Here is a 13,918-nt window from a genome sequence, read left to right as displayed (position 1 = left end):
ATGATGGTTGAAGGATAGGGTTATTGATCAATCTGTTGCAGTTGATCCAGCGCCGGAGGATAGCTCTGGGAGGCTGATTTTTCTAGCCACTGCTTTGCCAGACTATCGTCCTGCTCCCGCCCTACACCGGTCTGGTACATCACTGAGAGGGCATATTGTGCTTCTGCGTTACCCGCTTCTGCAGCTTGCATGAACAGCTCTGCAGCCCGGTCAATGTCCCGCTCTACCGCCAGACCACTCTCATACAGCCAGGCCAGTCGGGTGATTGCGCGATAATCCGGTGGCGATGCTGCTGCCAGTGCTTCCAATTGCTCCAGAGCCTGATCACTATCTCCATGAATCAGAAGCGCCTCAACCTGCGACAGGGGATCGCCAGGTTTATCGCGCTCCAGACTGGCTAACAGACTTGCCGCATCACTATCACCATCCAAAGCGGCAACGGTTAACCAGTGACGAGCCTGGTCACGACTCTTATAGTCAGGTGAATACAGATAGATCAGCCCCAGTTGATAAGCCGCCGCCCTGCTACCTGTTTTAGCGGACTGGCGGTAAAGCTGCATCCCCCGCTCGGGATCTTTATCGACGCCAACGCCCTGGATATAGAGGTTAGCCAGATTAAACAGCGCTTCAGACCTGCCAGAACCACCAATATGCATCCACATCTGCCGGGCCAGATCGTGATGGCCCATTTTAAATTCAGCGTAAGCCATATAGAGCTGATTATTGGGCCGGGCATCAAGAAACTCCTCCGGCAGACCGCTATCAGCATCAGCCCCATGAACAGCTGCGGCCAGTGCCAGTGAAACAGTAAGAATGATCGAAGCGGAAACGTTTTTCATGGTTGAATCCGGTTGGCCAGTGACAGGGTTCATAAGCGTTTAATGACAGGGAGTTACTTAACGATAAACACCCCTTCCATCCCTTTATGCCGTAGCCCCGCAATATAAAACTCGAAGGTTCCGGGTTTAACAGGCACAAAAAACATCTCTGCACTGCCCTCATCTTCAAACTCCAGCTCGGTCAGACTGACCGCTTTAATCTCCATATCTCCCGCCTCTACCTTGCGCAGAAAGATCGAGGAAAAGAATTCCGGGGCTCGAAACGCATAGGGTTTTAAACCACTGGCAATCAGTTCTAGTCGATACGCTTTGCCGGTTTCCAGTTCATAGGTTTTTTGCGACAGACTGTAGTCACTCTCTTCGCTGCCCATCACCAGTTCAGGGAGACGCTGCGGCTTGAGGGTCAGGTCCCCCTCTGCCAACAACTTGCCGCTGAACATCATTGAGATAGTGATCGTGACCACCGCAAGACCGCTTAATAGCACCCGTGCCATACTTAGATTCCTCTGCTTATCATTATTTATGATCAATGCTAAGCTGATACTGCTTTTTAAAAATAGTACTTCAGAACTAATTGTTCAGTACTTTCCGCATATTTAACCCGCTTGCGGTAGCACCTATCCTGAAAGCTTCTGACCAATGAGTTCTTATATGCGTACACTCAAATCATTATGCTGGATTCTGGCGGGCTCCATTTTCAGTCTCTATGCCCTGGCAACCCCCCAGGAGATCCGCATCGGCTACATCGCTTACCACCCTCACCAGGGGCCGGTACTTTCAAACCTGATTCCTGAACCGGAAGACCGTGGCTTCAGTGGTGCCCAGCTGGGCCTCAAAGATAACAACACCACAGGCCGTTTCCTGAAACAGCACTATACCCTGACCTCAGAACTTGCCGCATCACCGGAACAGGTCAATCAGATTGCACAGCAATGGCTCGAGGACGGCCTGAGACTACTGATTACGGATCTGCCTGAAAAACAGCTGATCGAACTGAGCCAACTGGCCAGACCCTATGGCGCGATTCTGTTTAATGCCGGCAGTTATGCCGATGAGCTGCGCACCCGTGAATGTCTGGCAAATACCCTGCACACCCTGCCAAGCCGCGCCATGCTGACCGATGCCCTGGGACAGTGGAGTAATGCCCGGCGTCTGCAGCGCTGGCTGCTGATTAAAGGTTCACAACCCGGGGATATCGCCTATGCTGACGCCCTGAAACGTACAGCTAAACGCTTCGGTCTGAAAATTGTGGCAGAGAAAACCTGGAGTTTTGATACCGACCTGCGGCGCACGGCACAGCGGGAACTGCCCCTGTTTACCCAGACAGATGAGTATGATCTGGTGGTTGTCGCCGATGAACAGGGCGATTTCGGTGAATACGTGCTGTATAACACCTGGTATCCGAGACCTGTGGCCGGCACTCAGGGGCTAACCCCGGTAGCCTGGCATCGGGTGGTGGAACAGTGGGGTGCGGCTCAGCTTCAGAGTCGTTTTGAAGACCAGTTTAAACGCTGGATGAACAGCAAGGATTACGCCGCCTGGGCCGCAATCAGGACGATTGGCGAAGCGGTCACCCAAACTAAATCGTCTGCCGCAGAAACCCTGTTTAATTTTATCAACTCAGATAAGTTTCAACTGGCTGCATTTAAAGGCCGCAAACTGAACTATCGCAGCTGGAGCGGTCAGCTGCGCCAGCCGATTCCGCTGGTGCAACCCCGTTCACTGGTTGCCCAGCCACCGCTGGAGGGTTTTCTCCATCCGGTCACTGATCTGGACACACTGGGTTTTGATCAGCCGGAGTCCAGCTGCAAAGTTACCTATGCTTCCCATTAACGCTTCCCGGAATAAGAAGAAAAACAGGATCTGCTCTATGAGATATTTAACCAAAATTGTCCCGTCTGTGGCGCTCGCCCTGAGTACCGCGATAGCGTGTCATCAGGCGGTTGCTGAAACTGCTTATGTGTCAAACGAAAAGGACGATACCCTCTCCATTATCGACCTGGATACCCTGGAGGTTACCGATACCATCGCGGTAGGTGAACGCCCCCGGGGGATCATTTTCAGCCACGATAGAACACGCCTGTACATCTGTGCCAGCGATTCAGATGCGGTGCAGGTGATGGATCTGAAAAACAACCGTATCATCGCCCAGTTGCCGTCTGGGGAAGACCCGGAACAGTTTGCTCTGCACCCGGATGACCGGCAACTCTACATCGCCAATGAGAATGATGCAGTGGTCACGGTGGTGGATGTGACAACCCAGGAGGTGATCTCGCAGATTGATGTCGGGGTTGAACCGGAAGGGATGGCCGTCAGCCCCGATGGCAAATGGGCACTGGCCACCAGCGAGACCACCAATATGGTGCACTGGATCGATACCGAAACCCATGAGGTGGTGGATAACACTCTGGTAGACCAGCGCCCACGCCACATCGAGTTTAACAAAGAGGGCTCCATTGTCTGGGCCTCATCCGAAATTGGCGGTACCGTGTCAATCATCGATGTTGCCAGTCGTCAGATAAGCCATAAGCTTCACTTCGAAATCAAAGGGGTACACCCGGACAAGATCCAGCCGGTCGGTATAAAACTGACCGATGACGGCAAGTATGCCTTTGTTGCGCTGGGGCCTGCCAATCACGTTGCGGTTGTCGATGCTAAAACCTATGAAATTCTGGATTATCTACTGGTCGGTCGCAGAGTATGGCATATGGAATTTAATACTGACCAGAGTCGCCTGCTCACCACCAATGGTATCAGCGGCGATGTGTCGGTGATTGACCTTGACCGGATGAAGGTGATCAAATCGATCAAAGTGGGACGCTATCCCTGGGGAATCCGGATCAAGCCCTGACTCCTTAATCCCCAGGCAGCTATCTGGCAACTATGAGCATCGACTATGAGCATCGACTATGAGCATCATCATCCGCAATCTCAGTTTCAGTTATGGCTCTCTGAATGCCCTTCAGGATATCAATCTGGCACTACAGGAGGGCTGTTTTAATGCCCTGCTGGGACCTAACGGTGCTGGTAAAAGCACACTGTTTGCGCTGTTATCACGACTCTATGCGCTGCAGAGTGGCGAGATCACTATTGCCGGTCACAGTATTGCGCATCATCCTGCACAGGTGATGCGCAAACTCGGCGTGGTGTTTCAGCAAAGTACGCTGGACCTGGATCTGAGTGTGGCGCAGAACCTTTACTACCATGCAGCGCTGCACGGTATGTCGAAGCGACAAGCCCTGCCCCGGATTACCGAAGAGCTGGCCCGCTTTGATCTCAGCCAGCGACTGCACGATAAGGTCCGCACCCTCAACGGGGGGCATCGACGCCGGGTTGAGATCGCCCGGGCATTGCTGCATCAGCCCGAAATACTGCTACTGGATGAACCCAGTGTTGGCCTTGATCCCGCCACCCGGGAATCACTCAATCTACATATTCGTCAGTTATGCAGGCAACAGCAGCTCACCGTGCTCTGGGCCACCCATCTGATTGAAGAGGTGCAAAACGATGACCCCGTTACCATCCTCTTCAAAGGCCGGATTCTCGCCAGCGATACTGCCGATCAGTTATGCCAGCAACATCAGAGTGCAGATATCAGCACACTATTCCGATCACTTACAGGAACGTCAACATGACTCTTCGCGATGCCCTGATCTGTTTCAATGGTCTGTTACAGCGTGAGCTATTGCGTTTTGTGCAGCAGCGCTCGCGGTTCTTCAGCGCCCTGGTTCGCCCCCTGTTATGGCTGGTTGTATTTGCATCAGGCTTCCGTGCGGCATTGGGTATCGCCATCATTGCGCCTTACGAAACCTATATCACCTATGAGGTGTATATTGTGCCGGGACTGTGCGCCATGATTATTCTGTTCAACGGAATGCAAAGCTCGCTGTCAATGGTGTACGACCGGGAGATGGGGAGTATGCGGGTGCTATTGGTGAGCCCCATGCCAAGGCCTTTCTTACTGCTATCCAAGCTGATGGCAACCTCACTGATATCCCTGTTACAGGTTTATGGTTTTCTGGTGATTGCCTGGTTCTGGGGGGTTGAAGCGCCTCTCTGGGGTTATCTCACCGCACTTCCTGCTTTCCTGTTGGTTGCCATGATGCTGAGTGCGATCGGTTTATTTATCTCAGCTAAAATCAAGCAGCTGGAAAACTTTGCCGGGGTGATGAACTTCGTTATTTTTCCGATGTTCTTTCTCTCTTCCGCCCTTTACCCGTTATGGAAGATGCGTGAAGCGAGCGAATGGCTCTACTGGATCTGCGCCTGGAACCCCTTCAGCCACGGAGTCGAACTGATCCGGTTTGCGCTATACCAGCAGGTAAACAGCACGGCACTGAGCATCGTTATTGTGGTTACACTGGTAGCTTCAATAGTGGCCGTCAGAGGGTTTCAGCCTCAGCAGGGGATGGGCAAGCGATAGTGCTCGGGTTGTCACCATAGAAGATAACCCGGCCGCGTCCCTGATGCTTGGCCATGTAAAGTGCCTGGTCTGCCGATTTCATGAGTGCATATGAATCTTCGCCCTGATGGTGGACGGCCACGCCGATACTGCAACTGATCGCGATTTCAACATCGGCAAAACGCACCGGTTTCAGCAACTCACTCAATAACCGCCGACTGAGTTGATGTAATTGCCGGGAATCACCATCCTCTTTAAATTTACTCAGCACAACAAACTCATCCCCCCCTACCCTGCAGGCAAGATCGGACTCACGAAGACAGCAGGTTAAGCGATTCGCCACCTCACTCAACACCGTATCTCCTACATCATGTCCATAGTTATCATTGATTGCCTTAAAGTGGTCAAGATCAACAAAAAACAGGGCAATGCCAGGGGATTGATAACGCTCTTTGAAAGCCAGATCACGGTTCAGGCTGTCCATCAGGGCGCGCCGGTTTGCCAGCCCGGTAAGTGGATCGGTTTCCGCCATACTGCGTAACTGCTGCTCCAGCTCTTTACGCTGGGTAATATCATAAAAGATGGCAATATAGTTCTGCACCCTGCCGCTGGAATCCTTGTTAACACTGATCGATAGCCATTCAGGATATACCTCACCGTTTTTACGCTGATTCCAGATCTCGCCACGCCACACGCCCTCGCTATCCAGACTCTGCCACATACGCCGGTAAAAGCCGGCATCCTGGCGGTCAGAAGCGAGTACCGTTGGATTCTTACCGATGAGTTCATCTTGCTGATATCCGGTAATCCGGGTCACTGCACTGTTCACCTGCAGAATATTGTTGTCGGCATCACTGACAATGATCCCCTCATAGGCAGACTCAAAAATCAGGCTACTGAGTTTAAGCGAGTCGGCGGTGTTACGCAGCATTGTCTGCTGCTTGTGGATATCGTTCTCATAACGCTTAAAGCGCGATTGCAGCCAGCGGCTATAGGTGAGCGTCAACAGCAACGCTAATAAGCCAATGATGGTAAAGGCGATTACCTGCTTGATCACAACGGTTCGAATCTCCCGATCGCGGGACTGTTCCTGCGCCAACAGCAATTCACTCAACTCATCCTGAAAGATACCCGCTATCAGAATCCAGCCCCGATCTTGCAAAGGTTCAATCAGTGACAGTTTTTTACTGGGTGTAGTATCCCCTGGTCTGAACCAGTCATAGAAGCGATAACCGCCGCCATTGCGGGCAGTATCTACTACGGTCTGCGCGCTCTCCCGAATCCTGGGGTTTGGATCATCTGTAAAATTAACCCCCTCCAGCTCAGGAGTGACGCCACTGGCCAGCAGGGTTCCATCATTGCTCGCCAGCGCAAAATAACCGGTATGTCCAAAACGGATGTTGCGGATGTAGTTATAGATTCGTGGTTTAAGATCATCTTCAAACCGATACAGATAATCACCGGTACCGACAATCCAGTTGTAAGGTTCAAACACCTCGACATAGGCGATCTTATCTTTCATCACCTGATTGTTATCGGGGGCATACCAGCGGTAGTTGGAAAATCCGGCGCGTTGAGCGTTAGATACAGCCTCTATCAGCCCGCGCATAATATAGTGCCCGGTATCATCCCGGTTATTCAGCAGGGAACGCCCCTCCATCTCCGGGGCGATCGGCAACAGCACGGCGGTGCCATCTAGCTGATCAATAAAATAATATCCCCGGCCATCAAAAAAACGGATCTCCCGCAGCGCCTCAATCAGCAACTGTTTCATCTCGGCTTCACTAAGTTGCTTATGGTAGCGCTGGTAGAGCGAGTTCATCAGTTGCAGAGCCTGACGGGTCTGCTGACGCGATTCACGCTTTAGCAGATCAGTGGCTTCGGTAAACATCTGTCGGATCATATACTCAGCATCAGCCATCTCGGCGTCGAGCCGCTTTCGCTGGGACTGCATCAGATTTTCTCGCAGTGACACCAACTGATGCTGATGTTGGTTTTTGGTGCTAATAAAGAAATAGACGGTTTGTGACAGCAGCAGTATAAGAATAATACATGAGACCCCCCACAATAGCTGGGCAGGGAATCGGGTCGTGTTATTGTTTTTATTCACTGATCAGATCCAACGTACGTACTACGGAAAACGTTTTTTAACTCAAACCAACTCACTGCGTGGGCAGACCACATAAGCAGAGATCGTATAGACCTCAACGCAGGTATACAGGCCTGCAGGATCATATCACAAACGTAAAATTATGTTTATTTATCCGTCACTTGCTCCGCAATGATAGATAATAGTACTTTAGTATTGGTTTTTTACACGCATAGTAGAATGGCGATAAACTCCTCCTAACGGTGTAATAGAATAAGCGTTAATTTATACAGCGGATGTTAACCTGAACGATCAGGTCTGGGCCACTGCCTGCGACTAGCTCAGAAGCGGTTGAGGACATACCTGACTAAGAAGATCTTCAGAGATTAAAGCGCATCACAGATAAAGCGGTTTCTACTCTGAAGCTGCAATGTAGTAAACTGGGGGGTAATAAACCCAGTCCCATTACAGAATAATTATAATGGGCGGTAACTATCTGCCAACCGGCAGTCGCCCAGCGGGAGAACAACGTGTATAAAATTCTTATTGCCGACGACCACCCTCTGTTTCGTGAAGCAATTTGCGGCGTCATCGCGAATGGTTTTCCTGGTTGTGAAACACTCGAAACGGAAGACCTGGACAGTGCACTGGAAATTGCCAAAGAGGAAGAAGACCTTGATCTGATTCTGCTGGACCTGAATATGCCAGGAATGCACGGTCTGAATGGGCTGATCAGCCTGCGCAATGACTCGCCAACGATTCCCGTTGTAATTGTATCAGCGGAACAGGATAAGCAGATTGTACTCCAGGCGATCACCTACGGTGCAGTAGGTTTTATCACCAAGTCTTCACCACGGGAACAGATGACCGAAGCATTGCAGCAGATTCTTAACGGTAATGTTTATCTGCCATCTGACATCATCCGCTCAGAGAAGCCCTCAGGCAGCAGCATTCACCGCCGTCACGATGAGAGCCAGATCCCACCAGAGATGCTCTCCTCCCTAACCCGCCGGCAACTGCTGGTTCTGGAACGAATGTCTGAGGGTGAATCCAATAAACAGATCGCCTACACGCTCAATATCGCAGAGACCACAGTGAAGGCTCATGTCAGCGCAATACTGCGCAAGCTTGGCGTGCATAATCGCATTCAGGCGGTACTCTCTGCCGGCAATGTAGACTTCAACCAGTACCTGAAACGTTAACCCACCCATTTCCGGCTACACAGGCAATAGAGTCAGTGTCTGGTGAATCTTTATAATCCTGACACTGGCCAACATTGGCAGAGCCTCTGACACCCTGCGGTTCACCAGCAGGGCGTTTATTCCAACAGATGATTGAGCGTCATCTTCAGCTTCATCGGTTTAACCGGTTTATTGATCAGCAGATAGCCCTGCTCGCGCACGATCTGTTTCAGTTCATTGGTATAGTTTGCGGTAATCATCACCACCGGAACCGGCTGAGCCAGTCGCCGGTTAAAATGGATGGCGGCATCCAGGCCATTCTCATCATTATCCAGATGGTAATCAGCGATTAATAATTTGGGCGCTTCCCCCTTATCCAGCAACGCCATCAACTGCTCCTCATCGTGGGCCGTTTGCACACGACAGCCCCACCCCTCCAGCAGAGTTTGCATCCCCCGGCAGATCGCCGGGTCATTGTCGATCAGCCAGATCTCGGCCGCCTGAAGCTGATCTCCAGTCGCTGGCTGATGCTGCTCTTTAGTCCTGACAGGAAGCTGATCAGGCCTGGCCAGGGGAACCTCGACAGAGAACATTGATCCCTTGCCCGGCACTGAACTGACGCTGATCTGATGTCCCAGCATCCGCGATATTTTATCAACGATCGCTAACCCGAGCCCCAGTCCCTTATCATTTTCCACAGGGCTGCCGTGCAGGCGTTTAAACTCCAGGAAGATATCGCCCAGCTTATCTTCAGGAATACCGAGACCGGTATCCCACACCTCAATAACCAGGCTATTCCGCTTGCGCCGACACCCCAGCAACACAGAACCATGATCGGTATAACGAATCGCGTTAGTCAGGAAGTTTCTCAGGATTCGCGCCAACAGCTGAGAGTCGGAACAGATCACCGCATTGCTTGCCACATAGCGCAACCTCAACTGCTCGCTGATGGCTACCTGCTGATATTCATTGGCGATATTATTCAGCAGACTGCTGGCCGGAAACACCGTGACGTCAGGTTCAATCACACCAGCATCCAGCTTGGAAATATCCACCAGCGTACTGAGCAGTGACTCCACATCATCCAGCGAACTGCCCACTGAGTCGATCAGATGCCGCTCACTCTGGACCGCTGGCTTTTCCTGCAGCGCACTGGTAAACAGCCGGGCTGCATTTAGCGGCTGCAACAGATCATGACTGACCGCAGCCAGAAATTTGGTTTTCGACAGATTAGCCTGCTCAGCATGTTTACTGGCTTCCAGCAGACGCCCTTCCACCTGTTTACGCTCAGTGATCTCCTGCCTCAACTGATCGTTCAGTTTAGTCAGTTCGGAGGTCCGCTCAATCACCCGCTGCTCCATCGTCTGATAGGATTCCTGCAAGGCATAGGCGGTTTTACGCCGCTCAGTAATGTCCCTGATCAGCACAAAGAAGCCCACCGCATGCCCCTCGGCATCCAGATTGGGCACATAGGCTTTGAGCATGTATCGCGGTCCGCCCTGAGGATCTTTCTCTTCGATCTCGAAGGTGACACTCTCACCCGACAGCGCCCTGTCAATATAGGGCTTGAGATTGACAAACTGATCGCCACCATGAACCATCGTGATGGTTTTGCCGATCAGCGCCTCCCGCGGCCAGCCATACCAGTCCTCATACACCTTATTGGTAAACTGGAATCGCAGATCATCGCCCACATAAGCGATCAGTGCCGGTACATGGTCGGTAATCAGGCGGATCCACTGTTCACTCTCACGCAATGTTTCAGCATATTGATGGCGCTCGGTAATATCAGTGTAGGTATTCACAAAACCACCCTCCTGAATCGGATGGGTACGAATCTCTATCACCTGACCATTACGCAGACTCTGCTCCAGCTCGATAGTCCCCCCGGCGTGGTGATGATTGGTGAAAGGGGTCAGCAGAATCAGCTCACATCGGGCGATCAGGTCCTCAAACAGGGGCTGTTCATTCAGCTCATCCTCACCAAAGCCTGACAGCTCCAGAAAGCGCTGATTCCAGACCTCAAGCCGCCCCTCTGAATTGATCAGTACCACCCCCTGAGAAAGGTTATCAACGGTATTTTGCAACACCCGGGATTTATCCGCCAGGGCGCGTTCCCGGCGCGCGGTTTCGTTCTGTTTAAGCTCGGTAATATCGGTATAGAGAATAACCAGACCGCCATCCAGCGTAGGCCGTTCACTAACCTGAAACCAGCGGCCATTCTTGAGCCGGTAGAACACCGAGTTATCCGTTTCATCCCCCCGCAGCTCTTCCTCGATCAACCCATGCTGATCCGCAAGCCGGCGAATATCCTGAATCCCCAGCCCCTCCTCAATGGAGACGCCAGTCCCCGCCCAGACCGATTCAAATTTGCTGTTATAAAGGACAATACGCCGCTCGCTATCAAACAGGACAAACGCATCGGAGATACTCTCAATACCATCTATCAGTCGCTGATGTGCCAGTTCGGCCTGCTGTTTTGCCTGACTCAGGGCGGAATTGCTGGTTTTGAGATCGCCCAGCGCGACATTCAGTGCAGCGGTTCTTTCACGGACCTGTTCGGCCAGTACAACAGAGTGTTCAAAAGCGGCATAGGGATCGGTACGGGTGGTAGCACTGACTTCAACCCGCTCGATCAGCACCCGGTTGATCTTCTGCAGTTTGCGGTTTTCCCGTTCCAGCTGCTCAACCCGCTGGACAAGGTCAATCGGCTGATCCTGCCCCATACCGGTCATGATTTTCTCCCGATCGCGACACCGGTAAAGGTCTGGTTAACATGCATCCCATCGATCTGCTCACCATAGGTGTTAAATCCCACCACCCGGTGGCGCTGCAACAGCTGGGAGACGGGTTCACTTTTACCACGGATCTGGGCCTCAAGCCGACGCAGAAAACAGTCGCACCCCAGGGTTAACAGATGCTCGCCGAGCGCCTCCTCTTCACGCGTCAGTTGCTGATCCAGCTTGGATATCATTTCGCCGGGCTCCATTAGCGTCAGCACAATACCGCTTTCAACAGCACAGTAGAATGTCAGGCTGAGATCATCGTTGACGCTCTGAATGGAGCGGACGAAGTACTCATCGCCTATTCTCACCGCGATCGGGTTCAGCGCAAACGACTCATGGTTCAGCTCATCCACCGGCACCCCGACAATGCGGGAGTACTCAATGGCTGCTGGCTCAGCATTCAGTTCCAGCACCCGGCGCTGTTCACTATCCGCTTCGGTAACTACCAGTTTGGTATCCCGGCTTTCCATATGATGACCACTGAACACTCTGAACTCACAACTGGTATTGATCAGAATAATCACAGCCGCATTGGTATGAAAAGCGCCATCAAAATAGACATGGGTATTCGCCAGGCAGATATCATCGCCAGCCGACCCTCCGAAGTGGGGAATACTGCCCAGAGCGGAGTCCAGTGTCACCAGCACCTTTTCCTCCTGAGTCGACAACCCGTCAAACAGTGTCAGGGCAAAACTATGATCTTTGATCGGTGCAACCTGCTGCTCGAGACACTGCTCAGATAGTTGCTCAACCACCCCCTGAGCATCATTAAAATCAAAGTGTTCCAGACTGCTTATTAAGCGACCACTGACAGCAAACGCCTCGCGGGAAAAACCGATCGCAGAGATACACCCCTGACCGTACCCCTCGACGGTTATCTCTCCAGCGGTGGTGCAACCGACCACCAACAGATCTTTGAAGCCCTGTTGAAACGCCTTAGCCAGCCTGTCCAACTGGTATTCCGCCGAGCAGAAAAAAAGAACAAAGTTGAGACCGGGCCAGTTAAGTTGTTGCAGCAGTTGGTCCACTGCCACCTGTTCATCACGTTCAGTCGTAAATGCAGTGCGCAGCTCGGGCTGGCATATATTCTGAGATGATTGCTTGGTCACAGTAGTCACACCGTCGTTTGAAATGACCCTTGAGTCTAAAATGGAATGACAAATGAAAACACTATACTTGAGTACTGAAGAGTAGTGCGAAATTGAAAAGAATTAAATAAGGTATTGTTTTAAAGGAATTAATAATAGAAAAAAGCAGGACTAAAGTAGTAGAAAAGCATCCTCACCGACAGAGGAAGGGGTTGTCGGTAAGGATGCGGGAGCTGGCTGACAGATTACCAGCTCAGCACAGCGCCCAGAGCAACCGTATCGGTTGCTGAAGTATCGATGCTGCCGTTATCGGTTTTGTGAACCGTATACTCAGCCACCAGTGTCAGATTGTCGTTGATGTTGTGGAACAATGCTGCGCCAGTGAGAGAATCCTTGGTGGTCACAGAGCTACCAGCTGCGGTGTTTTTTGTCTGACCATGGGAGAGTACCACACGGTTAGTTGAAAACGCATAGGAACCCTGTACCAGATAACCATCAGACTCAGCACTGTCGGTCAGCGTATTGCTGGCAAACACACTGCTGATGCCTTCCTGGTCGAACCCGGATGCAGTCAGGGCAAAACCTGCGGCAGCAATTCTGGCACCGTAAGAGATACCTTTTGCATCAACACCTGAAGTCACGGAATCACCCATGGCGCCACCAACCCAGGCCTTGACTGCAACACCATCGTAATCGGCAGTGTAGGTCGCTTCGGTTTCAAAACGAGCAGCGTTGGAATCACCCGCAGCGGTACTGCCCGTCGTATTTGGGTCCAGTACACCCACTGCAACCTGGAAGCCACTCATCACTGGCGAACGGTAGGTGATCTGAGCAGTCGGGTTGGCATATGGATAACCCGTGGTAATATTGCCAAACGTCGTATTACTGGTGGTAGCCGGTGCAAAACCTACACCCATCAGCAGCTCATCACCGAAGATATTGCTGCGGGCATAAAGACCAAAGTCCTTACCAAACAGCACCTGACCGAAATCACCATCGACGGTGGCATAGAACTGACGGACATCGATCATGGAATCAGTTTTAGTGCCGTCACCATCCTGATTGCTATCGTTGATAGAAACCCAGAAGGATGAACGACCACCCACGGTCAGATCACCGACCTCTTTACCGACATTAAAGCCGATATAGTTTGGCAGAAATCCCATCCGTACCCGGGAGGTTTTGGTGTTGGTATCAGCGACTTTATCTTCGCTATCCTGATAGGTGTAGAAGGCGTTGAAATAACCGTCTACTGAGAAGGTTGTACCGTCCTGGTCATACAGACTGATCCCGGCCATCGCACTGTTGCTGAATGCTACTGCCAAGGCCAACGGCACGCTGCGCCATAGTTTTTTATTATTCATTATGCCCTCTGATTCTTCATCGATTGGTTTGTTGTGTAAGTCAGGGCATTATTGGGCTTTGCGATAACCGGTAACAGGCGACTTTGGAGCCGTTCAGACCGGCAATTAGTTGCTCATTCCAAACCGCTCTATCGTCCCGGTCGCAAAGGATGAGCAGGCGTACGGCGAA

11 protein-coding genes are annotated in these 13,918 nt (G+C 51.7%); 5 read left to right on the top strand and 6 right to left on the bottom strand.

The genetic code is table 11. The features are described from left to right. Nucleotides 1–20: 20 nt before the first annotated feature. The gene (locus BMY09_RS03170) at nt 21–839 is read right to left on the bottom strand and encodes a tetratricopeptide repeat protein (protein WP_175483427.1); all 819 of its coding nucleotides are present in this window, start codon (nt 837–839) and stop codon (nt 21–23) included. Nucleotides 840–892: 53 nt separating this feature from the next. Continuing rightward, nucleotides 893–1,333 carry a cupredoxin domain-containing protein gene (locus tag BMY09_RS03165; RefSeq protein WP_091353786.1) on the bottom strand — a complete coding sequence of 147 codons (441 nt, stop codon included), beginning with the start codon at nt 1,331–1,333 and terminating at the stop codon, nt 893–895. Between the two features lie 157 nt (nt 1,334–1,490). Between BMY09_RS03165 and BMY09_RS03160 the strand changes: the two genes are divergently transcribed. From BMY09_RS03160 to BMY09_RS03145, 4 genes are read left to right on the top strand one after another with little or no spacing between them, the layout of a single operon-like run. Beyond that, entirely contained in the window at nt 1,491–2,672 is a 1,182-nt protein-coding gene (locus BMY09_RS03160; protein ID WP_245756483.1) for an ABC transporter substrate-binding protein, read from the top strand. A gap of 37 nt (nt 2,673–2,709) precedes the next feature. After that, nucleotides 2,710–3,690, top strand: coding sequence for a YVTN family beta-propeller repeat protein (locus BMY09_RS03155; RefSeq protein WP_091353782.1), 981 nt, complete (start codon nt 2,710–2,712; stop codon nt 3,688–3,690). A 58-nt stretch (nt 3,691–3,748) separates the two neighbouring features. Next, nucleotides 3,749–4,474 carry an ABC transporter ATP-binding protein gene (locus BMY09_RS03150; RefSeq protein WP_091353780.1) on the top strand — a complete coding sequence of 242 codons (726 nt, stop codon included), beginning with the start codon at nt 3,749–3,751 and terminating at the stop codon, nt 4,472–4,474. Next, nucleotides 4,471–5,262 (top strand): ABC transporter permease, encoded by a 792-nt coding sequence (locus tag BMY09_RS03145; protein WP_091353777.1) that lies wholly within the window; start codon nt 4,471–4,473, stop codon nt 5,260–5,262. The genes BMY09_RS03150 and BMY09_RS03145 overlap by 4 nt, the downstream gene beginning before the upstream one ends. Here the strand turns inward: BMY09_RS03145 and BMY09_RS03140 are convergent. After that, nucleotides 5,222–7,351: a sensor domain-containing diguanylate cyclase gene (locus BMY09_RS03140; protein ID WP_091353774.1), complete on the bottom strand. Its 2,130-nt coding sequence runs from the start codon at nt 7,349–7,351 to the stop codon at nt 5,222–5,224. The two genes, BMY09_RS03145 and BMY09_RS03140, sit on opposite strands and share 41 nt — an antisense overlap. Nucleotides 7,352–7,860: 509 nt before the next feature. On the opposite strand from BMY09_RS03140, the gene BMY09_RS03135 reads away from it, so the two are divergent. Beyond that, nucleotides 7,861–8,532: a response regulator gene (locus BMY09_RS03135; RefSeq protein ID WP_091353770.1), complete on the top strand. Its 672-nt coding sequence runs from the start codon at nt 7,861–7,863 to the stop codon at nt 8,530–8,532. A gap of 116 nt (nt 8,533–8,648) precedes the next feature. Here BMY09_RS03135 and BMY09_RS03130 read toward each other — a convergent pair whose 3' ends face one another. The 3 genes from BMY09_RS03130 to BMY09_RS03120 form a co-directional block, all read right to left on the bottom strand. Beyond that, nucleotides 8,649–11,246 carry a hybrid sensor histidine kinase/response regulator gene (locus BMY09_RS03130; RefSeq protein WP_091353767.1) on the bottom strand — a complete coding sequence of 866 codons (2,598 nt, stop codon included), beginning with the start codon at nt 11,244–11,246 and terminating at the stop codon, nt 8,649–8,651. Continuing rightward, the gene (gene nosP, locus BMY09_RS03125) at nt 11,243–12,406 is read right to left on the bottom strand and encodes a nitric oxide-sensing protein NosP (protein ID WP_091353764.1); all 1,164 of its coding nucleotides are present in this window, start codon (nt 12,404–12,406) and stop codon (nt 11,243–11,245) included. The genes BMY09_RS03130 and nosP overlap by 4 nt, the downstream gene beginning before the upstream one ends. A 224-nt stretch (nt 12,407–12,630) precedes the next feature. After that, a complete protein-coding gene (locus BMY09_RS03120; RefSeq protein ID WP_175483425.1) occupies nt 12,631–13,749 on the bottom strand; it encodes a porin in 1,119 nt (372 codons plus the stop codon). Between the last annotated feature and the right edge of the window lie 169 nt (nt 13,750–13,918).

This window comes from Amphritea atlantica, from assembly GCF_900111095.1.
Taxonomy (GTDB): domain Bacteria; phylum Pseudomonadota; class Gammaproteobacteria; order Pseudomonadales; family Balneatricaceae; genus Amphritea; species Amphritea atlantica.
Note: the sequence above shows the minus strand (reverse complement) of the source record. Positions and strands in the feature narration are given on the sequence as shown.

Coding starts and splice junctions, on each gene's coding strand:
- BMY09_RS03130 (WP_091353767.1), bottom strand. CDS start 11,246: ATGACCGGTATGGGGCAGGATCAGCCGATTGACCTTGTCCAGCGGGTT.
- BMY09_RS03155 (WP_091353782.1), top strand. CDS start 2,710: ATGAGATATTTAACCAAAATTGTCCCGTCTGTGGCGCTCGCCCTGAGT.
- BMY09_RS03165 (WP_091353786.1), bottom strand. CDS start 1,333: ATGGCACGGGTGCTATTAAGCGGTCTTGCGGTGGTCACGATCACTATC.
- BMY09_RS03160 (WP_245756483.1), top strand. CDS start 1,491: ATGCGTACACTCAAATCATTATGCTGGATTCTGGCGGGCTCCATTTTC.
- BMY09_RS03170 (WP_175483427.1), bottom strand. CDS start 839: ATGAAAAACGTTTCCGCTTCGATCATTCTTACTGTTTCACTGGCACTG.
- BMY09_RS03120 (WP_175483425.1), bottom strand. CDS start 13,749: ATGAATAATAAAAAACTATGGCGCAGCGTGCCGTTGGCCTTGGCAGTA.
- BMY09_RS03145 (WP_091353777.1), top strand. CDS start 4,471: ATGACTCTTCGCGATGCCCTGATCTGTTTCAATGGTCTGTTACAGCGT.
- BMY09_RS03150 (WP_091353780.1), top strand. CDS start 3,749: ATGAGCATCATCATCCGCAATCTCAGTTTCAGTTATGGCTCTCTGAAT.